Annotated in this window: 19 protein-coding genes; 8 read left to right on the top strand and 11 right to left on the bottom strand. The window is 69.4% G+C overall.

All coding sequences use genetic code 11. The features are described from left to right. Nucleotides 1-64 precede the first annotated feature (64 nt). The 5 genes from dnaK (at nucleotide 65) to bla (ending at nucleotide 6,727) form a co-directional block, all read left to right on the top strand. Complete coding sequence (gene dnaK / locus E1181_RS15125; protein ID WP_132675252.1) at nucleotides 65-1,930, top strand: molecular chaperone DnaK; 1,866 nt, start codon at nucleotides 65-67, stop codon at nucleotides 1,928-1,930. A 742-nt stretch (nucleotides 1,931-2,672) separates the two neighbouring features. Next, nucleotides 2,673-3,734, top strand: coding sequence for a L,D-transpeptidase (locus tag E1181_RS15115; protein WP_235876789.1), 1,062 nt, complete (start codon nucleotides 2,673-2,675; stop codon nucleotides 3,732-3,734). A gap of 94 nt (nucleotides 3,735-3,828) precedes the next feature. Further along, nucleotides 3,829-4,701, top strand: coding sequence for a LysR family transcriptional regulator (locus tag E1181_RS15110; RefSeq protein WP_132675248.1), 873 nt, complete (start codon nucleotides 3,829-3,831; stop codon nucleotides 4,699-4,701). Then, nucleotides 4,698-5,588, top strand: coding sequence for a serine hydrolase (locus tag E1181_RS15105; protein ID WP_132675246.1), 891 nt, complete (start codon nucleotides 4,698-4,700; stop codon nucleotides 5,586-5,588). Before E1181_RS15110 ends, E1181_RS15105 begins: the two co-directional genes overlap by 4 nt. A gap of 233 nt (nucleotides 5,589-5,821) precedes the next feature. Then, a complete protein-coding gene (gene bla, locus E1181_RS15100; protein ID WP_132675244.1) occupies nucleotides 5,822-6,727 on the top strand; it encodes a class A beta-lactamase in 906 nt (301 codons plus the stop codon). Nucleotides 6,728-6,811: 84 nt separating this feature from the next. Here bla and E1181_RS15095 read toward each other — a convergent pair whose 3' ends face one another. Both E1181_RS15095 and E1181_RS15090 read right to left on the bottom strand, forming a co-directional pair. Continuing rightward, nucleotides 6,812-7,006: a DUF397 domain-containing protein gene (locus E1181_RS15095; RefSeq protein WP_132675331.1), complete on the bottom strand. Its 195-nt coding sequence runs from the start codon at nucleotides 7,004-7,006 to the stop codon at nucleotides 6,812-6,814. Between the two features lie 2 nt (nucleotides 7,007-7,008). Next, entirely contained in the window at nucleotides 7,009-7,866 is an 858-nt protein-coding gene (locus E1181_RS15090; RefSeq protein WP_132675242.1) for a helix-turn-helix domain-containing protein, read from the bottom strand. A 254-nt stretch (nucleotides 7,867-8,120) separates the two neighbouring features. Here E1181_RS15090 and E1181_RS15085 point away from each other — a divergent pair, with 254 nt between their 5' ends. Beyond that, complete coding sequence (locus E1181_RS15085) at nucleotides 8,121-8,351, top strand: zinc finger protein (protein WP_132675240.1); 231 nt, start codon at nucleotides 8,121-8,123, stop codon at nucleotides 8,349-8,351. A gap of 30 nt (nucleotides 8,352-8,381) precedes the next feature. Here E1181_RS15085 and ligD read toward each other — a convergent pair whose 3' ends face one another. From ligD to E1181_RS15070, 3 genes are all read right to left on the bottom strand, one after another. Further along, nucleotides 8,382-9,380 carry a non-homologous end-joining DNA ligase gene (gene ligD / locus E1181_RS15080; RefSeq protein ID WP_132675238.1) on the bottom strand — a complete coding sequence of 333 codons (999 nt, stop codon included), beginning with the start codon at nucleotides 9,378-9,380 and terminating at the stop codon, nucleotides 8,382-8,384. A gap of 123 nt (nucleotides 9,381-9,503) precedes the next feature. Beyond that, nucleotides 9,504-10,181 (bottom strand): MBL fold metallo-hydrolase, encoded by a 678-nt coding sequence (locus E1181_RS15075; protein WP_132675237.1) that lies wholly within the window; start codon nucleotides 10,179-10,181, stop codon nucleotides 9,504-9,506. 48 nt (nucleotides 10,182-10,229) lie between these two features. Then, on the bottom strand, nucleotides 10,230-10,991 hold the full coding sequence (locus E1181_RS15070) for a maleylpyruvate isomerase family mycothiol-dependent enzyme (RefSeq protein ID WP_132675235.1): 762 nt from the start codon (nucleotides 10,989-10,991) through the stop codon (nucleotides 10,230-10,232). A gap of 350 nt (nucleotides 10,992-11,341) precedes the next feature. On the opposite strand from E1181_RS15070, the gene uvrA reads away from it, so the two are divergent. Both uvrA and E1181_RS15060 read left to right on the top strand, forming a co-directional pair. Continuing rightward, nucleotides 11,342-14,194: an excinuclease ABC subunit UvrA gene (gene uvrA / locus E1181_RS15065; protein WP_132675233.1), complete on the top strand. Its 2,853-nt coding sequence runs from the start codon at nucleotides 11,342-11,344 to the stop codon at nucleotides 14,192-14,194. A 181-nt stretch (nucleotides 14,195-14,375) separates the two neighbouring features. Beyond that, nucleotides 14,376-15,824: an alanine/glycine:cation symporter family protein gene (locus E1181_RS15060; protein ID WP_132675231.1), complete on the top strand. Its 1,449-nt coding sequence runs from the start codon at nucleotides 14,376-14,378 to the stop codon at nucleotides 15,822-15,824. A 52-nt stretch (nucleotides 15,825-15,876) separates the two neighbouring features. Here the strand turns inward: E1181_RS15060 and E1181_RS15055 are convergent, their stop codons facing one another. From E1181_RS15055 to E1181_RS15030, 6 genes are all read right to left on the bottom strand, one after another. After that, nucleotides 15,877-17,343: a beta-N-acetylhexosaminidase gene (locus E1181_RS15055; RefSeq protein WP_132675229.1), complete on the bottom strand. Its 1,467-nt coding sequence runs from the start codon at nucleotides 17,341-17,343 to the stop codon at nucleotides 15,877-15,879. Further along, nucleotides 17,340-18,179, bottom strand: a complete 840-nt coding sequence (locus E1181_RS15050; RefSeq protein WP_132675227.1) for a carbohydrate ABC transporter permease — start codon at nucleotides 18,177-18,179, stop codon at nucleotides 17,340-17,342. Before E1181_RS15050 ends, E1181_RS15055 begins: the two co-directional genes overlap by 4 nt. Continuing rightward, nucleotides 18,176-19,057 carry a carbohydrate ABC transporter permease gene (locus E1181_RS15045; RefSeq protein WP_132675225.1) on the bottom strand — a complete coding sequence of 294 codons (882 nt, stop codon included), beginning with the start codon at nucleotides 19,055-19,057 and terminating at the stop codon, nucleotides 18,176-18,178. The genes E1181_RS15050 and E1181_RS15045 overlap by 4 nt, the downstream gene beginning before the upstream one ends. Further along, the gene (locus tag E1181_RS15040) at nucleotides 19,054-20,337 is read right to left on the bottom strand and encodes an extracellular solute-binding protein (protein ID WP_132675223.1); all 1,284 of its coding nucleotides are present in this window, start codon (nucleotides 20,335-20,337) and stop codon (nucleotides 19,054-19,056) included. Before E1181_RS15040 ends, E1181_RS15045 begins: the two co-directional genes overlap by 4 nt. A 231-nt stretch (nucleotides 20,338-20,568) precedes the next feature. Next, on the bottom strand, nucleotides 20,569-21,666 hold the full coding sequence (locus E1181_RS15035; protein ID WP_132675221.1) for a lactonase family protein: 1,098 nt from the start codon (nucleotides 21,664-21,666) through the stop codon (nucleotides 20,569-20,571). A gap of 207 nt (nucleotides 21,667-21,873) precedes the next feature. Continuing rightward, on the bottom strand, nucleotides 21,874-23,277 hold the full coding sequence (locus E1181_RS15030) for a GntP family permease (RefSeq protein WP_132675219.1): 1,404 nt from the start codon (nucleotides 23,275-23,277) through the stop codon (nucleotides 21,874-21,876). Between the last annotated feature and the right edge of the window lie 29 nt (nucleotides 23,278-23,306).

The raw sequence follows: 23,306 nt of genomic DNA, 5'->3' as shown, positions 1-23,306 counted from the left end.
GGTTCGCATACTTGGGGTGTTCCGCCTCGAGAATCCGCAGGTAGCGGTCGGGAGGTGTGCGCAAATGGGGCGCGCTGTCGGGATCGATCTGGGCACGACCAACTCCGTGGTCTCGGTCCTGGAGGGTGGCGAGGCCACCGTCATCGCCAACTCCGAGGGGTCGAGGACGACTCCCTCGGTGGTGGCCTTCGCGAAGAACGGTGAGCTGCTGACCGGTCAGCCTGCGAAGAACCAGGCGGTCACCAACGTTGACCGCACCATCCGGTCGGTCAAGCGCCACATGGGCACCGACTGGAAGGTCGGCATCGACGAGAAGGACTACACGCCGCAGGAGATCTCCGCGCGAGTCCTGATGAAGCTCAAGCGCGACGCCGAGGCGTACCTGGGCGAGGACGTGACCGACGCGGTCATCACCGTCCCCGCCTACTTCGACGACGCGCAGCGGCAGACCACCAAGGAAGCCGGTCAGATCGCCGGCCTCAACGTGCTGCGCATCATCAACGAGCCGACCGCCGCCGCGCTGGCCTACGGGCTGGACAAGGGCGAGAAGGAGCAGACCATCCTGGTGTTCGACCTGGGCGGTGGCACGTTCGACGTGTCGCTGCTCGACGTCGGGGAAGGGCTGGTGGAGGTCAAGGCGACTTCCGGGGACACCCACCTCGGCGGTGACGACTGGGACGAGCGCATCGTCGAGTGGCTGGTGGAGCGGTTCCGGACCAGCGCGGGCGTGGACCTCAACCGCGACCCGATGGCGATGCAGCGGATCAAGGAAGCCGCTGAGAAGGCCAAGATCGAGCTGTCGTCCTCCTCGCAGACCAACATCAACCTTCCGTACATCACCGTCGACGCGGAGAAGAACCCGCTGTTCCTGGACGAGAACCTCTCCCGCGCCGAGTTCGAGCGCATCACCTCCGACCTGCTGGAACGTTGCCGCAAACCGTTCAGCAACGCGATCAAGGACGCCGGCATCAAGGTCGGCGACATCGACCACGTGGTGCTGGTGGGCGGTTCGACGCGGATGCCGTCGGTGACCGAGCTGGTGCGCGAGCTCACCAGCGGCAAGGAGCCGAACAAGGGCGTCAACCCGGACGAGGTCGTCGCCGTCGGTGCCTCGCTGCAGGCCGGTGTGCTGCGCGGTGAGGTCAAGGACGTCCTGCTGCTCGACGTCACCCCGCTGTCCCTGGGCATCGAGACCAAGGGCGGCATCATGACCAAGCTGATCGAGCGCAACACCACGATCCCGACCAAGCGCTCCGAGACGTTCACGACCGCTGACGACAACCAGCCGTCGGTGATGGTCCAGGTCTTCCAGGGCGAGCGGGAGATGGCCGTGCACAACAAGAAGCTCGGCATGTTCGAGCTGACCGGCCTGCCGCCGGCGCCGCGCGGGGTCCCGCAGATCGAGGTCACCTTCGACATCGACGCCAACGGCATCGTGCACGTCTCCGCCAAGGACCTCGGCACCGGCCGCGAGCAGTCCATCAAGATCAGCGGCGGTTCGGCGCTGCCGAAGGACGACATCGAGCGGATGGTCTCCGACGCCGAGGCCCACGCCGACGAGGACCGCAAGCGCCGCGAGGAGGCCGAGACCCGCAACCAGGCCGAAACCCTCGTCTACCAAACGGAGAAGGTCCTCACCGACAACACCGACAAGATCCCGGAGGAAACCCGGAGCCAGGTGCGGGAAGCCATCAACGACCTCACCGAGGCGCTGAAGGGCGACGACATCGACCGCATCAGAACCGCGGCCGACACCCTCGCAGCGAAGTCCCAAGCCGTCGGTGAAGCGATCTACGGCCAGCGGACCGCAGGTCCGGGCACTTCCGCAGCATCGGACGCGGGGCCACCGGGGTCCGAGCGGGAAGACGACGTGGTGGACGCCGAGATCATCGACGAGGACGACAAGAACGACAAGAACGACAAGAACTGACCACCGACGGCTCCACCTGTCGAGCCGATCTCCCGGGGGCTCCCTCGTCCTCAGCCGAGTCCGCCTCACGGCAGGTGCGATCGTGGCGGATCCGGTCGTGCGAGCCTTCGCGAGCGGTCGGCACCCGATGCCTGATCATCGCCGCCCTCGCCCGCCACCACCCGGCCCGGCTGCGCGGCACCGCTCTGGGCCGGGTGATGGGCCTGGGTCGCATCGGTGCCGTGGTCGCGCCGCAGGTCGGGGCCTGCTTCCGGCCGCCGGGCTCGGCGTCGGCGCCCACTTCCTGGCCCTCGGCATCGCCTCAGGCTCGGCCGGAGCTCTGCTGCGGTGGTGTCCTCGCGCGCCTCGGTGGTGACCCGGATGGGTGCCACCGGTTTTGACGACGAGATGTGATCTCCACCGATCGGATTACATGATCTTGGAGTGTCGCGCTTGCAGCGACGGCAAGTAGTCGATATAGGACCGCCGCCGATTTCAATCCACACGATGGAGCGTTCATCGGCCAGCCGTAGGTCTGCGCTGGTCAACAGAGCCAGAAACGAAGCAGTGGATCGTCCACCTAACGCCGCTTGATCGTGTTGAGAACCCCGCTCACCGCACGGACAGTTACTGATTACCAACGAGACGGTGCAGGGTTCTTGGGGAGGCCGGTATGCGGGGGGCAGTTGCGTGCCAACTAGTCATCGCGAGCCTGGTCGCGTGCGCGTTGACGGCGTGCGGGCCAGACGTTTCCGAGGCGTCTGTGACGACCTCGGTTCCAGACAGGACGACATCGCTGTCACCGAGTGAACCGCTGGAGCTCACCGCGCAGCGCGGGGTGCTGACCTCGGTCAACGTGACGGCCAACGGCGCACCGGTTCCGGGGAAGATCGACCGCAGCGGTCACAAGTGGACGATCGACTCGCCACTGGCATTCGGCACCACCTACCAGGTGCACGCCGTCGCCCACGACCAGGACGGCGTTCCGTCGATCCCGCTGAACTCCTCGTTCACCACCGCCACACCCACCGACATCGTCAACGTCGAACGGACCCGGCCCACCGACGGGGACACCGTCGGCATCGCGATGCCGGTCTCGATCTACTTCGACAAGCCGGTCAAGGACCGCGCCGCCGTCGAACGCCGCCTGAAGATCGAAACCTCCGTGCCCACCGAGGGTTCGTTCAACTGGTACTCCGACGACCAGGTCAACTGGCGGCCCAAGGACTACTGGAAGGCCGGCACCCAGGTCAAGGTGCGCGCCGACCTCTACGGCATCGACACCGGCGCCGGGGTGATGGGCGACAAGAACTTCGAATCGAACTTCACCATCGGCCGCGACCAGCGCTCCGTCGGCGACGTCAACGCCCACACCTTCACCGTCTACCAGGACGGCCAGGAGATCAGGAAGATGGACGCCTCCTACGGGCGGCCGGCGTACCCGACGCAGCACGGCATCCACGTCGCCACCGAACGGCACGACTCGGTGCGGATGAACTCCTGGAGCTGGGGCGGGCCGGCCCAGGGGAGCCCGGGCGCCTACGACGAGGTGCTGCCCAACGCGGTCCGGATCTCCAACAACGGCGAGTACGTGCACACCAACACGGCGAGCACGGGCGCGCAGGGGTCGAGCAACGTAACCCACGGCTGCGTCAACCTCTCCAGCACCGACGGCAGGTGGTTCCTGGAGTTCACGCAGATCGGAGACCCGGTGGAGATCGTCGGGTCGACCAAACCGCTCACCCCGGCCGACGGCGACATCTGGGACTGGACCGTCCCGTGGGAGGAGTACGTCAAGGGCAGCGCCCTGTTCCACTCCCCTTGAGCGGCGGTGCCGGTCGTTCGGGCGGAATGAGAAGAGGACGCAGCAGGGCCCGGAGCGCAAACCGCGTTCCGGGCCCTGTGCTTGGATCGGTGGTGTGGACCTCCTGCGTCATCTCCGGTTCTTCGTCGCGGTCGCCGAGGAAGGGCACTTCGGGCACGCCGCCGACCGCCTCGGCATGACCCAGCCACCGCTGTCCCAAGGAGTGCAGCGGCTGGAGAACCGGCTCGGAGTCACCCTGCTGACCAGGGGTTCCCGGGGTGTGCGGCTGACCACCGCCGGCGCCGACCTGCTGCCCCGAGCGCGGACGCTGCTCGCCGGGGCCGACGAGTTCGCCGAAGCGGCCCGCAGGCAGCGGGAGAACAGGGGAGCGGTGCGCATCGGCGTCATCGCCGCCCTCGGAGATCGCCAGGTCGCCGGTCTGGTCGCCGCCCTGCGCGACGCGGCACCGGAGCCGTCGGCGCGCACCGTCATCGTCAGCACCGCCCCGACCATCGACCTGGTCGACGCCGTGGCCGGCGGCCGGTTGGACTGCGCGGTCGTGCACCACCCGGCGCTGCTCGGCGACCTGCAGACCTCCTCGGTGGTCAAGATCCCGCGCCGACTGCTCGTGCCCGCCGACCACCCGGCGGCCACGAAGTCCTCGACCCGCGCGCTGCGCGGGCTGGTCTGCGCCACCGCGCCGCGCGCCCACGGCACCGCAGCCTTCGACCTGCTCGTGGACACCCTCCGGGAACGCGGTCTCGACCCCGAATTCCTGCCGGCGCCCGGTGATCGCGACGCGCTCAGCGCCGTCGCCGCCGGGCGCGCGTTCGCGCTCAGCACCGACCCCGAGGTGCGCGCACCCGGCGTGGCCGTCGTCGCCGCAGGTGACGAGCTCGCGTTGCGGGTCCGGGTGGTCTGGCCCGACCCGGCCCCGCAGCCCGACGTGTGCGAGGCGCTCGAAGCCGCGCTCCGGGATCTGGCGTGAACGCCGAGCAGCGCATCCGGGACGTGCTCGCCGACGCGGGCGCGCAGGGCTGGGTGCACGCGGTCCGGCTCGGCGGAGGTGGTCACGAACTAGGCTTCGGCGCCGACGAGCTCGTGGTCACCGCCTCGGTCTACAAGCTCCCGCTGCTGGTCGCGCTGGCCCGCGCCTTCGACGCGGGAACCCTCGACCCGCGCGAGGCCATCCGGCTCGACCCCGGTTCCTGCACGCCCGGCCCCACCGGCGTGTCGACCTTCCAGGACCCGGTGCGGATGTCCTGGCGCGACCTCGCGGCCTCGATGATCGCGGTCTCGGACAACGCCGCCGCGGACGTCATCCTGGGCGCGATCGGCCTCGACTCCCTGGCCGCCGCGCTCGACGACCTCGGCCTGGAACGCACCCGGGTCGTCGGCGGCACCGCCGACGCGCACGCCGCGCTGGCCCGCGAGATGGGCACCACCAGCGCCTCCGAGGCGTTCGCCCTGCTGGCCGACAACGATGAGGCGCGCACCCTCCGCGCCTACGACCCGTCCTACGCCAGCGCCACCACGCCCCGCGAGATGACCCGGCTGATGGAGTTGATCTGGGCCGATGAGGTCGCCTCACCGCAGCAGTGCGCGTTCGTCCGCAGGCTGCTCGGACAGCAGGCGTGGATGCACCGGGTCCGGGCCGGGTTCCCGTTCCAGGGGGTTCAGGTCTCGGGGAAGACGGGCACGATCGGTGCCGTTCGCAACGAGGTGTCGGTCGTGGAGTTCGACGGCGAGGCGCCGGTGGCGGTGGCGGTCTTCACCCTCGCGGCGCGCGCCGACCCGTCGCTGCCGCGGGTGGACGCCGCGATCGCCGAGTGCGCTCGGATCGCGGTGACGGACCTGCGCTCCGGCCGCCTCTAGAGCGGGAGGACTTCGGCGCACCCCAGGACGTCCCCTTCGTCCGGTCGATTCGGACTCGGAGCTGCTCCTGAACGGTGGGCGTCGGAAGAATTTTTCGGGTGTTCTGCCGGCTTCGACGGCGGTTCGCGCTGGGGTGATATCGAAGCGCTATCGGGAACCGTTCGAGTTCTTATTGGCGCTATCGGCGGTCGGCTGCTTGATTGGAGGCATCAGCACTACTGGAGGGAAATCAGTTGCAGCACAATGACATCCGCGTAGGTCGCCGGGCGGTTCTAGCGGCGTTGCTGGCCGCGCCGGTGGCCGCTTGCGCGCCGAGCGCGCCGTCCGCCACGCCGGTCGCACCGGCTCCTCGGCCCGACCCGGTGTGGGCCGAGCTGGAACGTCGTTACGACGCGCGCCTGGGGTTGTTCGCGCGCAACGTCGCCACCGGCCGGACCATCGCCCACCGCGCCGACGAGCGCGTCGCGCTGTGCTCGACCTTCAAGGTCTACGCGTCGGCGGCGCTGCTGCGCGCCCACGGGCTCGCCAGCGGCTACTTCGACCGCGTCATCCGCTACGACGCCGGCCAGCTCGTGAAGAACTCGCCGATCACCGAGACCCGGGTGGACACCGGCATGACCGTCGGCGAGCTGTGCGCGGCCGCGGTGCAGCACTCCGACAACACCGCCGCCAACCTGATGCTGCGCGAACTCGGTGGCCCGCAGGCCATCACGGAGTTCGCCCGCGGCATCGGCGACCCGATGACCCGCCTGGACCGCTGGGAGGTCGAGCTCAACACCGCCATCCCCGGAGACGAGCGCGACACCTCCACGCCCAGGGCGCTGGGCGAAGGCCTGCAGCACCTGCTGCTCGGCGACGCGCTCGGCCCGGCGGAACGCGACCGGCTCACCGGCTGGATGCTCGGCAGCGCCACCGGCGCCGCCCGGATCCGCGCCGGGGTTCCGAGCAGCTGGCGCACGGCGGACAAGACCGGCGGCGGCATTGCCTACGGGGTGGCCAACGACATCGCCGTGACCTGGACCGACACCGGAACGCCGATCGTCATCTCGCTGCTCACCGGACGTCCCCGCGAGCACGACACCGCGAACAACGCGCTGCTGGCCGACGCCGCCCGCCTGGTGGTCGAGCGGCTGGTCTGACCGGCGAGCACGCATCGGGAGCGCTCCGCCCGCGGCGGAACGCTCCCGGTTTTCGTCTTCCAGAGGGCGAATCGAGGTGGTGGTCTATCTGTCGAAGCGACCCGTTTTGATCGCTCTGACGAAATAGCGCCACTGAGCGGAATTGGCGGTTAAGAGGCCCCCGGCGCGGTCCTTGGTGTCGCGCACGGCGGCCCCGCCGATGACGCGGCCGACCTCGACGCAATTGGTCTCCTGGCTGCTCCGGCTGGACTTGCGCCAACCGACCGGCGACTGCAGCAACGTCACGGTGTTGTCTCCTCTCGGTGGATGATCTCGTCGACGAGGCGAACCGAGTCGTCGCTGCTCATCGCGAATTGCCCCAGGTCCTTCCCGGCCTTGACGAAAGCCGTCACGTCGCCGGGATCGCGCAGGAATGCACTGGACCTGTGGTGTTCGAGGTGCACGACGGGAGATGCCTTGGCGAACTCGAGGAGCACGAAGGGTCCGGCGTGCGCGGGGGTCCATCCCGCGGACAGCGGGATGATCCGGATGTCGATGTTGTCGCGGGCGCTCATGTCGCGGACGTGCCGCAGCTGGTCGATCAGCACCGCCCTGCCGCCTATGGGCTGGTGCAGCACCGATTCGAGCAGGAAAGCCGTGTACCGCACGGGTTCTTGGTGGCGGGTGATGACCTCGCGCCGGCCGAGCCGGACCGCCACGCGGGTGGAGACCTCGTGCTCCGGGATGCCGGTGCCCATGATCGCGCGCGCGTAGTCGGTGGTCTGCAGCAGACCGGGGATGAGGATCGGGGAGACGTCGGTGATCGCCGTGGCGATCCGCTCGAACTCCAGCAGCGCGGTGAGCTGATCGGCCTCACCGACTGACCCGACCGACACCGAGTTGGGCGGTTCGGCCTGCGCCTCGCGGGTGAGCCGCAGCAGCCGATCGCGAGCCGGGCTGGACAGGCCCAGCACCGCGCACACGGCGGACACGGATTCGGTCGACGGCACTCGTTCACCGCGCTCCCAGCGGACCACGACGGAGTGCGAAACGTCGAGACGTCCTGCTAATTGGCGCAGCCCGAGACCGGAACGCGACCTCGCGTCCCGGATTTCCGCACCGAGAACGTACGCCCGCGGTGCCGGAGTGGTCTCGCTCATGCACCACAGCTTATTTCAGGTGCGGAACTGCACGGCACCCTGGGTCGGCGTTCGCGTGACTAGCCGATCACGCACAGGCGTGTGCGCTGAATGGCGTCATCCGTTCGGGGAATTGCCGCAGTGGTCCCGAGACCACGAGCATTGGGCTCGTCTTGATCGAGGTCGCTTCGGAACTTTGAGGGGTTCCGTCGCGATTCTCGTTCCGCAACGCGGAATCGCCGACCGGAACAGGCAAGAGGGGGAAGTGCGCAGCGATGTATCCGTTTCACTGGGTGCCGGCGGACGGAAGACGGCACGCGAGCCTGGACAAGCGGCCGTGGGGCAACGCCTATCCGAGCGGCATGCTCGTCAGCACCTTGTGCAGCCAGGAGGTCGTGGCCGACGCGACCAAGGAGGCGTGGCTGTGGCAGACCTGCGGTGACTGCCATACCGAGGCCCACCGCGTGGCTGCCGCGGTCCGCGAGGTCCCGCGCATGTCCGTCTAGCGAAATCTGGTGCAAGGAAACGGTTCTCGGTCAGTCGCGCTTGGCTCGGCTCGGTGCCACCCGGGGCGGCTCGTTGGGCTGCTTCGGGTACACCGGCGGCCAGGGCGCGTCCAGCGCTCCGGCGGCGATGTCCCGGTCGTAGCGTTCCAGCAGCGGTTGGATCGACTGCGGCCGGGTGTCGGCCCACGGGTCACCGCGCTCGGCGAGCCGGCCGGGCACCGTGGCGATGGTCAGCTGGTCCGGGTCGACGCCGTCCAGCTCGTCCCACGCGATCGGTGTCGACACCTGCCCGCCCACCCGGGGCCGGGCGCACCAGGCGCCGAAAACCGTTTTGTGCGGGGCATTCTGGTTGAAATCGACGAAAACCCGCCGGCCCCGCTCCTCCTTCCACCACTGGGCGGTGACGAGATCGGGGTGGCGGCGTTCGAGCTCGCGCGCCAGCGCCACGGCCGCGGCCCGGACCCGGTAGCTGTCCCACTCCGGGTGCAGCGGGACGTAGAGGTGCAGGCCGCGTGAGCCGGAGGTCTTCAGCCGCACGTCGATGCCGTCCTCGCGGAGGAAGTCGCGGGTGAGCGCGGCCGTCTCGCACACCTCGGCGAAGCCGACTCCGGGCGAGGGGTCGAGATCGATGCGCAGCTCGTCGATGATCTCCGGCTGCCCGGCCTGGTAGGGCCACACGTGGAAGCCCAGGCAGCCCATGTTGACCGCCCAGACGACGTGCGCCAGGTCGGCGGCCACGAGGGCGTGGCTGGTCGTCCCGTTCGGAGTTTCGACCACCGTCGTGCGCAGCCACTCCGGCGCCGAGGCGGGCACCCGCTTCTGGAAGAACGACTTGCCGCTCGCCCCGTCGGGGTGGCGCTCCATCAGCAGCGGGCGACCGCCCAGGGTGCTCAGGAGCGGACCGGCGACCGCACGGTAGTAGTCCACGAGGTCCAGCTTGGTCTCACCGCGGATCTTGAAGAACACCTTGTCCGGATGCGACACCGACACCTCGGTGCCCCCGATGTCCAGCTTCACGGCCTCGCTCACGACGACCTCCGGTGCTCGCGCTCCCGGGAGTCAGAGTAGGCGGGGGCTCCGACGACCGCAGCCACATCGGTGCGCGCGCAGGGCTCGGGGGAAGCTCCCGCCGGGAACTTCCCCCGCTGCCGATCACCAGCCGCGTTCGCGCCACTCGGCGAGCTTGGGACGCTCCGCGCCGAGGGTGGAGTCGTCGCCGTGGCCCGGGTAGAACCAGGTGTCGTCCGGCAGTTCGCCGAACACCCGGGTCTCCACGTCGTCGACCAGCGACTTGAAGTCCTCCGGCGTGGTGGTGCGGCCCACTCCGCCCGGGAACAGCGAGTCGCCGGTGAACAGGTGCGGGTGGCCCGCCGGGTCCCGGTAGACCAGGGCGATCGAGCCCGGGGTGTGCCCGCGCAGGTGGATCACCGACAGCTCCGAGTCGCCGACCGCGATGGTGTCGCCGTGCTCGACCAGGCGGTCCGGCGGCACCGGCAGCTCGTCGGCGTCGGCGGGGTGCGCCACGGTGAAGCAGCCGGTCGCGCCGGCCACCGCGCCCAGCGCCTGCCAGTGGTCGCCGTGCTGGTGGGTGGTGACGATGGTGCGCAGCCGGGGACGCCGCTCGTCGTGACCGAGCAGGTCGCTCAGCCGTTCGGGGTCGTTGGCCGCGTCCACCAGCAACGCGTCCCCGGTGCTCTTGCACACCAGCAGGTAGGCGTTGTTGTCCATCGGGCCGACCGAGATCTTGGTGATGGTCAGCGCGTCCAGGTCCCGGCGCGCGGCCGCGCCGCCGGGCTCCACGTGTCCGGTGTACTCAGCTTGAAGCTCCACGCCCGTGAGCCTAACGCCCGCGCCCCGGCATCGGCCGCAAGATCGGGCTCACAGCCATTCGGGCAGTTCGGGCGCGTCGCCGCGCAGCTCACCGGGGCCCGTGCGGCCGAGCAACCAGCCCAGCATCGGACCGGGTTCGCCGGAGACGGCCGCCGGTCGCGACGTGGTGCCGCGCAGGTCCCAGCCGCGGCGGTGGTCGCCGAAGTCGACCTCCAGCGTCAGCGCGGGCACGTCCGGTCGCCCGCCGAAGAACTGGACCACGTCCTCTAGCACCATCTCGGCGTCCTCGAGGGGGATGTCGGTGAAATCCACGTCGTGGTCGAGGTCGACCAGGTGCACCCAGACCTCCAGCAGCCGCAGCCGCAGGACGTGCAGCGCGGGGATGACGTCGCCTCCGGAGAGGGAGACCTCGGCCGTCCAGTCGGAGTCGGGCAGGTCCCGCGCCGCCACGGCGAACCGGTCGCTGGAGGCCACCAGGTCCTCCATCAGCAGCTGGTGGCTGCGCGAGGCGCCTTCCTCGATGGCCTGGTCGCGGTCGTCGCGGCTGGCGTACATCGGGTGCTCGATGCCGGTCCGAGCCCAGAGCAGGAGGTTGCAGCAGGCATCGGCGTTGCGGGCCAGGTGGGTGAGCACGTGCGAGCGGCTCCAGCCCGGCAGCAGGCTGGGTTGTCGGACCGAGATCTCGTCGAGGCCGGACGCGGAGCGCACCAGGACCTCGGTGGCGTGCTGGACGGCGGCTCGCCGGTTCGCGACCTCGTCTGCCAGGGCGGCAGCGGACCATCGGCCGGTACCGAGAACGATGTCAGCCATGGCTCTACCTCACGTGGGGGAGAGGGGAGTCGAATTGCGGAGAACGTGAAGACTCGAGCGTAAAGGTGCAGGACACATCGGGGACAGTGCCCGATGCGGGCGACTTTGCGTATCGTCGTGAGGGGGCAGCCACCGCCGGATCACGCAACATCTCACACGTTGGGGTGACGGCTGGGGAAGGTGCTCGGTACCGGAAGCCGTCGGTCCGAGACTGTCGGTGGCCCCGAATAGCATGGACGTCGCAACGTCGCGACCCGATGCCGCGCCGGCGGTCCCGCTGCCTGAAGCAGGCGGCCGCTCGCAGTCGGCGCGCGCTCGCGCAACACCAGAACTTTTTCGAAGGGATCACCGTGGCTGACCGCCTCGTCGTTCGCGGCGCCCGTGAGCACAACCTGCGCGGGATCGACCTCGACCTGCCCCGGGACAGCCTGATCGTGTTCACCGGGCTTTCCGGCTCGGGCAAGTCGAGCTTGGCCTTCGACACCATCTTCGCGGAGGGGCAGCGCCGCTACGTGGAGTCGCTGTCCGCCTACGCCCGGCAGTTCCTCGGTCAGATGGACAAGCCCGACGTGGACTTCATCGAGGGCCTGTCCCCGGCGGTGTCGATCGACCAGAAGTCCACCAGCCGCAACCCGCGGTCCACGGTGGGCACCATCACCGAGGTCTACGACTACCTGCGGCTGCTCTACGCCCGCGCCGGCAAGGCGCACTGCCCGACCTGCGGTGAGGCGATCAGCAAGCAGACCCCGCAGCAGATCGTCGACCAAGTCCTGGAGATGCCCGAGCGGGCCAAGTTCCAGGTGCTGGCGCCGGTGGTGCGCGGGCGCAAGGGCGAGTACGTCGACCTCTTCGAGCAGCTGCGCTCCTCCGGCTACGCCCGCGCCCGCGTGGACGGCGTCGTGCACCCGCTCGACGAGCCGCCGAAGCTCAAGAAGCAGGAGAAGCACGACATCGCGGTCGTCATCGACCGGCTCACCGTCAAGGCGAGCGCCAAGCAGCGGCTCACCGACTCGGTCGAGACCGCGCTGCGGCTGGCCGACGGGCTGGTGCTTGTCGAGTTCATCGACCTCGACGAGTCCGACCCCGCCCGCGAGCGCAAGTTCTCCGAGAACCTGGCCTGCCCGAACGGGCACGCGCTGGGCGTCGACGAGCTCGAACCCCGCTCCTTCTCGTTCAACTCGCCCTACGGCGCCTGCCCCGAGTGCGCGGGCCTGGGCATCCGCAAGGAGGTCGACCCCGAGCTGGTCGTGCCCGACGAGGACCTCTCGCTGGGCGACGGGGCGATCGCGCCGTGGGCCGGCGGGCACACCGCCGAGTACTTCTCCCGGTTGCTGACCTCCCTGTCCGAGGCCATCGGGTTCCGGATGGACACCCCGTGGCGGCAGCTGCCCACCAAGGTCAAGAAGGCTGTGCTGCACGGCACCGACGACCAGGTGCACGTCCGCTACCGCAACCGCTACGGCCGCACCCGCTCCTACTACGCCAGCTACGAGGGCGTCATCCCGTTCCTGGAGCGGCGGCTGGAGCAGACCGAGTCGGACTACGCGCGCGAGAAGTACGAGGGCTACATGCGCGACGTGCCGTGCCCGGCCTGCGAGGGCACCCGCCTCAAGCCCGAGATCCTGGCCGTGACCATGGAGAACGAGAACGACGAGCTCTCCATCGCCGACGTCAGCGCGCTGAGCGTGGCCGATTGCGCGGAGTTCCTCAACGCGCTGGTCCTGGGGCCGCGCGAGCAGATGATCGCCGGTGCCGTGCTCAAGGAGATCCAGGCCCGGTTGGGCTTCCTGCTCGACGTCGGCCTGGACTACCTGTCGCTGGACCGCGCGGCGGGTACCCTCTCCGGCGGTGAGGCGCAGCGCATCCGGCTGGCCACGCAGATCGGTTCCGGCCTGGTCGGTGTGCTCTACGTGCTCGACGAGCCCTCGATCGGGCTGCACCAGCGCGACAACCACCGCCTGCTGGAGACGCTGAGCCGGCTGCGCGACCTCGGCAACACGCTCATCGTCGTCGAGCACGACGAGGACACCGTGCGCACCGCCGACTGGGTGGTCGACATCGGCCCCGGTGCCGGTGAGCACGGCGGCAAGGTCGTGCACAGCGGTCCCTACAAGGAGCTGCTGAAGAACAAGGAGTCGCTGACCGGCGCGTACCTGGCGCGGCGCAAGGAGATCCCGGTGCCGACCGAGCGCCGGGTCCCGGACCGCAAGCGGCAGCTGACCGTGGTCGGCGCGCGCGAGCACAACCTGCGCAAGATCGACGTCTCCTTCCCGCTGGGTCTGCTGACCGCGGTGACGGGCGTGTCCGGTTCGGGGAAGTCGACCCTGGTCAACGACATCCTCGCGTCGGTGCTGGCGAACAAGCTCAACGGCGCGCGGCAGGTCCCGGGCAGGCACACCCGGGTCAAGGGCCTGGAGCACGTCGACAAGCTGGTGCAGGTCGACCAGTCGCCGATCGGTCGCACGCCGCGGTCCAACGCGGCCACCTACACCGGCGTGTTCGACCACATCCGCAAGCTGTTCGCGGCCACCACCGAGGCGAAGGTGCGCGGATACCAGCCGGGCCGGTTCTCGTTCAACATCAAGGGCGGTCGCTGCGAGTCGTGCGCGGGCGACGGCACGTTGAAGATCGAGATGAACTTCCTGCCGGACGTCTACGTCCCGTGCGAGGTGTGCAAGGGCGCCCGGTACAACCGGGAGACCCTGGAGGTGCACTACAAGGGCAAGACGATCGCCGAAGTCCTCGACATGCCGATCGAGCAGGCCGCGGAGTTCTTCGAGCCGATCAACGCCATCCACCGGCACCTCAAGACGCTGGTGGACGTCGGCCTGGGCTACGTGCGGCTGGGGCAGCCGGCCCCGACGCTGTCGGGCGGTGAGGCGCAGCGCGTCAAGCTCGCCAGCGAGCTGCAGAAGCGCTCCACCGGCAAGACGGTCTACATCCTCGACGAGCCGACCACGGGTCTGCACTTCGAGGACATCCGCAAGCTGCTCGGCGTGATCAACGGCCTGGTCGACAAGGGCAACACGGTGATCGTCATCGAGCACAACCTCGACGTCGTCAAGACCGCCGACTGGATCCTGGACATGGGTCCCGAGGGCGGCAACGGCGGCGGTCTGCTGCTGGCCGAGGGCATGCCCGAGGACATCGCGGAGATCGAGGACAGCCACACCGGGCGGTTCCTCGCCGAAGTGCTGGGCTGAATGCCAGTCGGGCACCCACCAGGAGCCCGATTCCAGCGTGTTTGTAACCTTTCCGCCAACGCGCGGGTCGCCACCACATGGCGGCCCGCGCTTGGACTGCCCGCGGTGAACGTCATCGGGCGCCGCACTCCTGGCGTCCGCTGACGCGATTTCCCGCGCCACCAGCGGAAAGGGAGTGCCCGTGGAAGCGCTCAACGACGCGATCGTCGCGCTGAACGACACGTTCTGGCTTTACATCATCATCCCCGTGCTCGCGGTGCTGAGCCTGTACTTCACCGTTCGCTCGAAAGCCGTGCAGATCCGGATGATCCCGGAGATGGTCCGCGCGATGGGCGGCAAGGCCGAGATCGCCGAGGACGGTGGGAAGGCGATCTCGTCGTTCCAGGCGTTCGCGATCTCCGCCGCCGCCCGCATCGGAACCGGCAACATCGCCGGCGTGGCCACCGCCATCGCGCTGGGCGGTCCGGGCGCGGTGTTCTGGATGTGGACGATGGGTCTGGTCGTGGGCGCGGCCAGCTTCGTGGAATCCACCCTGGCGCAGCTCTACAAGGTGCGGGACAAGTCCGGTTTCCGCGGCGGTCCGGCCTACTACATGCTGCACGGCCTGCGGGCGCGCTGGATGGGCGTGCTCTTCGCCGTGGTCATCACGGTGACGTTCGGCTTCGTGTTCACCGCCGTGCAGGCCAACACGATCGTCGACGCCGTCGTCACCTCGGCCGAGGCCACCGGCATGAGCTCGAACGGCTGGATGCAGCCGGTCCTGGGCGTGGCGCTGGTCGCGCTGACCGCGCTGATCATCTTCGGCGGCGTGCGCCGGATCGCGCAGACCGCCGAGCTGCTGGTGCCGTTCATGGCCGGCCTCTACATGCTGCTCGGCTTGGTCATCGTGGTGCTCAACATCGACGCGCTGCCGGGCGTCATCGCGCAGATCTTCTCGCACGCCTTCGGTTTCGAGGCGGTCGCGGGCGGCGGCATCGGTGCGGCGATCGTGCAGGGCGTGCGGCGCGGCATGTTCTCCAACGAGGCCGGTCTGGGCTCGGCCCCGAACGCCGGCGCCACCGCCTCGGTGAGCCACCCGGTCAAGCAGGGCCTCGTGCAGACCCTCGGCGTCTACGTGGACACGCTGCTGGTGTGCTCGACCACGGCGTTCATCGTGCTGCTGTCCAACCCGACCTTCGGTGACGAGGACCGCGGCGCCTCGATGACGCAGACGGCGCTGCAGACCAACCTCGGCGACTGGTCGCTGCACCTGATGACGCTGATCATCCTGCTGGTCGCGTTCACCTCGGTGCTGGGCAACTACTACTACGGCGAGTCCAACGTGGGCTTCCTGACCCGCAGCAAGGCGATGCAGACCGGCTACAAGTGGGGCGTGCTGGTCGTGGTGTTCCTGGGCGCGATCGGCTCCTCGGACCTGATCTGGAATCTCGCCGACACCACGATGGGCGTCATGGCCCTGGTCAACCTCGCCGCCATCGCTCCGCTGAGCGCGGTCGCGCTGAAGCTCCTGCGCGACTACAACGATCAGCGCAGGCAGGGCCTCGACCCGGTCTTCACCCGGGACCGCCTGCCGGAGCTGACCGGTGTCGAGTGCTGGGAGCCCCGGGAGCCGGTCAAGGCCGAATCCTAGGGGAGAAGCGGCGGGTGGGGTCGGGATCGGTCCGGACCCCACCCGCGTCGTTTCAGCGGGGTCGACCTTCGACACCCGGGCGCAGCTGCCAGGGGTACGGCCCGTCGAGCGGCCGGTACTCGACGCCGAAGGCGTCCAGGCGCGGCAGGTGGTGGTGGGCCAGGCGGTGGTGGAACTCCGCCGGGTCCCGCTCGCTGCTCCAGGCGACCTCGGCGAACGCGCACAGCCGGGGGAACGTGGCGTAGTCGATGCGGGCCGGGGAGTCGAGCTGCTCGGTCCACACCTGCGCCTGAAGACCGAGAACGCGTTCGGTCGGCGGCTCGTAGGCGTAGACGTTCTCCAGGGTGTTGAGGAACCCGACCGGGACCGGCTCGTCGGGCTCGTCGGATTGCCGGTGGTCCAGGTAGAAGTGCGTTTCCGGGCACAGCAGCACGTCGTTGCCCGCTTCGGCGGCGCGGGAGACCGCCTGCGCGTCCTGCCAGCTCAGCACGATGGTCTCCGCCGGCAGCGAGACCAGGTGCGTGGCGTCGTCCCACGCCGAGGTCCGGCGGCCGTGGTTGTGCACGTGCTCCATCAACCGCCGCAGCAGCGCGCCGTGCGCCGGTGTGGCGCCCGGGACCTCGTCGCCGCCGAGGCAGATCACCGGCGACGGGAAGAGGGACATCACGTGGTCCAGCACGTCGCGGAAGAAGTCCACGGTGGTCCGCCGGGGCGCCAGGATCCGTTCGCTGACGCCCCACGAGTCCCACACGGCCACGGGCCCACCGGTTCCCAGTTCGGGGTAGGCGGCGATGGCGGCTTGGCTGTGCCCGGGGACGTCGATCTCGGGAACCACCGTGATGTGGTGCTCGGCGGCGTAGGAGACGATCTCCAGCAGGTCTTCGGTGGTGTAGTAGCCGCCGTGCGGCTGCCGGTCGAACTCCGGGACCTCGCCTCGACCGATCATGGAGCGCTCGCGCCACGAACCGATGCGGGTCAGCTCCGGGTACTGCGGGACCTCGATGCGCCAGCCCTGGTCGTCAGTGAGGTGCAGGTGCAGGACGTTGAGCTTGTGCATCGCCAGCAGGTCGACGAACCGCAGGACCTCCCGCTTGGCCACGAAGTGCCGGGCGACGTCGAGGTGGCAGCCGCGCCAGCCGAACCGGGGGTGGTCCTCGATCACCCCGCACGGCAACGACATCGGCTCGTCGTGGATGGGGGCGCGGCGGAACGCGTCCGGTGGGAGCAGCTGCCGCAGCGTCTGCGCCGCGTGGTGCGCGGCGGCGGTGTGCTGCGCGGTCACCAGCGCCTGGTCGGGGCTGATCTCCAGGCGGTGGCCGTTGATGTGGGGATCGATGCGGAACTCGATGGTGGGCTTGGCGGCCAGCGGCAGCGGAAGTCCTGTCGCGGCACCGACGTGCCTGCGGAACCACCGCGCCACGCTCGGTTCACCGCCGACGCTGGTGCGGATGTCCAGCGGCAGCTGGCCGCTGGCGTACTCGACCCGCCGCGGACGCGGCAGCAGCGAGTGAAAGCTCATCCCTTCACCGCACCGGAGAGCCCCGACACCAGATTCCGCTGGACGAGCACGAAGAAGATCAGCACCGGAATGGTCATCAGCGTGGAGCCTGCCATGATCGCGCCCCAGTCGTTTCCCTGCGGGCTGAAGAATACCAGGATCGCCATCGGCAGCGTCTGGTTCTCCGTCGCCGAGATGATGAAGGTCTTGGCGAACAGGAAGTCGTTCCACGCGTGGATGAACGACAACACGCTGGTGGCAACGAGTCCCGGGGCCACGAGCGGGAACAGCACCTGCCAGACGAACCGCGTGCGGCTCGCGCCGTCGAGCGTGGCGGCCTCCTCCAGCTCGACGGGGACGGCGGCGACGAACCCGCGCAGCATCCAGATCGCCAGGGGCAGGCTGAACGCCAGGTGCACCAGCACGAGCGATCCCAGGTGGTTGAGCCCGAAAGCCGGTGCGGCCGAACCGACCTGGCGCATCAGGAAGAACAGCGGGATGGTCAGGGCCTCCACCGGGACCATCTGCGCCACCAGCAGCATGAGCAGCAGCACGGCGCGGCCCTTGATCCGGAACCGGGTCAGCGCCACGGCCGCCAGGAACGACATCAGCAGCGACAGCAGCACCACCGCGCCCGCCACGAGGAGGCTGTTGAGGAAGTAGCCGCCCAGCCCGTCGACGGTGAGGACCCGGCGGAACCCGTCCAGGGTCGGCGCGGTGGTCCAGGGGCGCGGATCGGTGGACTGAAGCTCGGCTTCCGGCTTGAACGCCGAGAGCACCATCCAGTACAGCGGAAACGCGACCAGCACCGCGATCACGACCGCGGCGGTGTTGGCGACGGCGCGGGAACGTCTCATGCCAGAACCCCGTTCCCGCGCTGAGCGCGCAGGTAGAGCAGCGTGATCACCAGCAGCAGCGCGGTCATCACCACGCCGATCGCCGAGCCCAGCCCGTAGTTCGAGGCCGCGAACGCCTCTTGGTAGGCGTAGACGTTGAGCACCATGTTCTGCCCGGCGACGCCGCCGCCGTTGGTCATCACGTAGATCTGCGTGAACACCTTGAAGTCCCAGATGATCGACTGGATGGTGGCGATGATCAGCACCGGGCGCAGCATCGGCAGCAGCACGCTGCGCGTGGTCCGCCACGTCGAAGCCCCGTCCAGCGCGGCCGCCTCCACCACCTCGCCCGGAATCCCGATGAGTCCCGCGTAGGTGGTGACCAGCACGAACGGGAACGAGCACCAGATCACCTCGGCGGCCACCAGGCCGAAGGCGAGGTACTTGTCGTAGGTCCACGACATGCCTTCGGCGCCGCTGATGCCGATTCCGGTCAGCGCCTCGTTGATCAGCCCGAAGTCCTGGTCGAACAGGAACAGCCACACCGTCGACCCGGCCACCGCGGGCGTGGCCCAGGCGCCGATGGCCGCCAGGAACAGCAGGATCCGGGGCAGCGGCGAGACCTTCGTGGCCAGCACCGCCAGACCGATGCCGACCACGAGGCTGCCGAGCACGCAGATCGCGGCGAAAACGCAGGTCTGCAGCAGGATCGTCCAGAACTGCGCGTCGCCGAGCAGCGCCAGGTAGTTGCCGGCGCCCAGGAACTCCAGCGGCGCACCGCCGGAGGCCTGCGCCTGGCCGTACTCGTACAGCGAGATCTGCACCAGCTGGTACAGCGGGTAGCCCATCATGCCGACGAGCAGCAGCGCCGCCGGTGCCAGGTAGAGCAGCGCCATCATCGGCCTTCGAAGGCCGCGTTCATCTGCGCCGCCGCCTGCGCCGATGCCTCGGCAACGGGGGTGCCGCGCACGATCTGCTGCACCATCGTCGGGAGCACGCCCTGCGCGTCGATCTTCGACCACGCCTCGGTGGCGGGCACGAAGTGCGTTCCGCCGCGCAGCGTCATCACGAACGGGGCCGCGGCCGGGTCGTGCTCGGCCACCTCGCCCTGGACGTCGATGAACGTCGGCAGGTTGCCCATCGCCCCGTACATCTTGCGCTGGTACTCCTTGCCCGCGAGCAGCTGCACGAACTCGCGCGCCAGGGTCGCCCGCTGCGAGGACTTGAGCACCGACAGCAGGTTCCCGCCGGCGAAGGCCGGGGCGGTGGAGCCGATCGCGTCGCCCGGCAGCGGCACGACGCCGTACTTGCCTCCCACACCCGCGTCGACGGCCTTGCGGTTGAAGTCGCCGCCGATGGTCATCGCGGCCTTGCCGGAGGCGAACGCCTGCACGCTCTGGCTGCCGGTCATGTCGGAGCACTGCTCGGGCGGGCACGCGCCGCTGGTGATCATCTCGGCGTAGGTCTCGATGCCGCGCTGCGCTTCGGGACTGTCGATGGTGGACACCCAGCGCTGGCCCTCCTGGCGAGCCAGGTCGCCGCCCGCCGCCCAGATGAACGGCATCAACGCGTAGTGGTACTTGCCGCCGGTGGCGATGCCGTAGAGGTCGGGACGTTCGGAGCGGATGCGCTGCGCGGTGGCCAGCAGCTCGGCGGTGGTGCGCGGTGGCTGCAGGCCGAGCTCGTCGAACACGTCGGTGCGGTAGTACAACGCGCGCACCCCGGTGTACCAGGGCACGCCGAAGACCTTGCCCTCGACTCGCGCGGTGTCCAGCGCGGAGGGAGACAGGTCGGCGGATTCCGGCCACTGCGGCAGCTTCTCGGTCACGTCGGCCAGTCCGCCTGCGGCGACGTAGCCCGCGAGGTCGGTGTTGCCGACCTCGGCGACGTCGGGTGCGCTGGCGGGATCGTTGAAGGCCCCGGTGAAGCGCTCGGACCTCGTCTCCACCGCGATGTACTGCACGTCGACCTCGACGCCGGGGTGCTCGCGCTCGAACCGCGCCACCGCTTCGTCCACGGTGGCCTGCTTGGGCGCGCGGTTGGCCTCGTCGAACAGCCAGACCCGCAGCGTTCCGGTGCGTTCGTCGACCGCGGAGCCGGTCTGCTGCACCTGCGGTGGTCCGCAGGCCGTGAGCAGCGCAGCGACGGCGGCGACGATGACGGCTTTTCCTGCGCGCATGGCTGGTCTCCGATGTGCTGAACGATGTCAGTGGAAATCAGGAACCGGATTTCAGTGGAATTCGGTACCCCGATCTCCACTGGAATCGGTGTTGTTCTCTTGTGGGCCCGGGGGAACGGGGATGTTGGGGTCTCGCCGGAGCGAGGCCCTTGCCGACCCGAGGCCGTGGGGAGCGTTGTGGAACTGGCGGATTCGGGCGGGAAGAGCGGGGGACGGTCCGTTGTGGACGGATCAGCCGTGGAAGGTGATGACCGCGACCGAGGGGCACGCGTAGCTGTCCGGGGTGGGGGTCAGCGCGCCGGTCTCGGTGTCGCGAGCCAAGCGGGTGATCGTGCCCGCGCGCTGGTTGGCCACGAACAGCGAGGTCTCCTCGGGGTCCAGGGCGAAGTGCCGGGGCCAGTTGCCGCCGGTGGGCGTGACGGCCTTGAACACCAGCGATCCGTTCTCCACGCCGAAGGTGGCGATGGTGTCGTCGCCGCGGTTGGAGGCGTAGACGAACTGGCCGTCCCGGGAGATCGCGATCTCGGCGGGGAAGTTCTCCCCGGTCGCCTCGGGCGCGCGGCTGCTGATGACCTGCCCGGCGGTCAGCGCCCCGGCCTCGGGGTCCCAGGCGAGCACGGTGATCGTGGAGTTCAGCTCGGCCAGCAGGTAGGCGGTGGTGCCCTTGAACACCAGGTGCCGCGGTCCGGTGCCCGCGGGCAGCGGGAGCTGCTGGTGCTGGGTGAGCTTCCCGGCGTCGAAGGCGTGGACGAACACCGAGTCGGCGCCGAGGTCGACGGTCACGACCCACTTCCCGCTGGGGTCGACGACGACCTGGTGCGCGTGCGGCTCGGCCCCGGGGTGCTTGACCAGCGAGGTCTGCTCGCCGATGGCGCCGTCGGGGTTGCGCCGGTGCACCGCTACGGTGCCGTCCCCGTAGTGGGCGGTGAGCAGGAACTCGCCGCTCGGGTGAACCGACAGGTGGGTCGGCGAGCTCCCACCGCTGGGCGCGGTGTTGATCACCTTGGGTTCGTGGGTGCTGACGTCGATCGCGGTGATCGAGCCCTGCTCCTGCTCGTTGGTCACGTACAGGAACTCGTGGTCGGGGGACCAGGCGAAGAACGAGGCGTCGGCGATCCCGCCGAGGGTCCCGGAGGGGGAGAGGACCCCGTTCATGTCGCGCATCGCGATGTCCACGCCTCGGCCGGCGGGTTGCGAGCTGGTGTAGCTGCCGATGAAGGTCATCAGGCCCTCGTGCACCTGGTGCGGCGCGGCCGCGCCCTGCCTGCCGGCGGCGGTGGCGCAGCCGACGGTCGCTCCGGCAATGCCCAGAGCTCCGACCGCGCTCAAGAACCCACGACGCGAAAACGAGCTGTCACCCACGACGTTCTCCCAGCTAGACGACACGGCAGAAGCGAAGTCTGTCGCAGTGGCCACAGGTGGACCAGACCAAAATGGCCTAACCGGACCGCCGCCATAGGCGCTAAGGCCCGAAACGGTTCACCATCCGTGGCGATTTCGCGAAATCGCCTCCCGGGGAACGGAAACGGGGTGCTCTCACCCGACCAGGAGTGAGATCCCGGCCGCCATGCCGAAGGCCACCAGCGACAGCAGGGTCTCCAGGACGGTCCAGGTCTTGAGCATGTCGCTCACGGGAATCCCGAAGTACCGCGAGATGATCCAGAACCCGCCGTCGTTGACGTGCGAGGCGATGATCGACCCGGCGGCGATCGCCACGGCGATCAGCGCGAGCTGGGCCTGCGACAGCCCGGCCGAACCGACCAGCGGGGCCACGATCCCACCGGTGGTCACGATCGCCACGGTCGCCGAACCCTGCGCTATCCGCAGCCCGCTGCTGATCACGTAGGCCGACACGATCATCGGCAACCCCACGCCCTGCAACGACCCGGCCAGGGCGTCCCCGACGCCCGTCTCGGCGAGCACCTTGCCGAAGAAGCCGCCCGCGCCGACGACCAGCAGCAGCATGCCCAGCGGGCGCAGCGCGCCGCTGGTCAGCTCGGACAGGTCCCGCCCGGTCATCCCGCGCCGGGTCCCCAGCAGCCAGAACGACAGCAGGACGGCGATCGTCAGCGCCACGGTCGGGTTCCCGAGGAACGTCAGCACCGACAGCGCGCCGCTGCCCTCGGGCAGCGTGATGCTGCCGAAGGTGGCGCCGAGGATCAGCACCATCGGTAAGCCGATGATCAGCGCGACCACGCCGAGCGAAGGATCGCGCTGGCCCTCGCGCTTGGCGGCGAGCTCGTCGGCGGTGGCGAGCATGTCGGCGGGCACCGGGAGGGTGATCCGCTTGCCGATCCACACCGGGTAGAGCAGGCCGGCCACGACGAACGCCGGGAGCCCGCAGGCCAGTCCCATCAGGATGATCCACCCGAGGTCCACGCCCAGCAGTCCCGCGGCCACGACCGGACCGGGGTGCGGCGGCAGGAAGGCGTGGGTCATCGACAGCCCGGCCACCAGCGGCAGGCAGTACAGCAGGATCGAGCGCTTGCCCTGCCGAGCCACCACGTAGACCAGCGGCGCGAGCACGAAGATGCCGATGTCGAAGAACACCGGGATCCCGAAGATCAGCCCGGACAACCCCATCGCCAGCGGAGCCCGGTTCTCGCCGAACGCCCCGAGGAGCTTGCGGGTCAGCAGCTGCGCGCCACCTGATGCCTCCAGCATGGACCCGAGGATCGTGCCGAGCCCGATGATGGCGGTGATGTGCCCGAGGATGCTGGCGAAACCGCCTTCGAGCAGGGAATCGCTGCTCTTCTGCGCGGTGCCGACGATGTCCTCCACGGGCAGCCCGGCGGCCAGCGCGATGAGCAGCCCCGTCACCAGCAGCGCGATGAACGGCTCGATCCGGAAGCGGATGATCATCACCAGCAGCACCGCGATTCCCACCGCGCACAACGTGAGCAACCCCGACGTCTCGTGCTGCAACCAGTTCAAGAACACGTGGCCTCCTGGGGGCTTTCAGGAACTGC

It is taken from the genome of Saccharopolyspora terrae, assembly GCF_004348435.1.
In the GTDB taxonomy this organism is placed as follows: Bacteria; Actinomycetota; Actinomycetes; order Mycobacteriales; family Pseudonocardiaceae; genus Saccharopolyspora; species Saccharopolyspora endophytica.
This window is presented reverse-complemented; position numbering and strand designations above follow the sequence as displayed.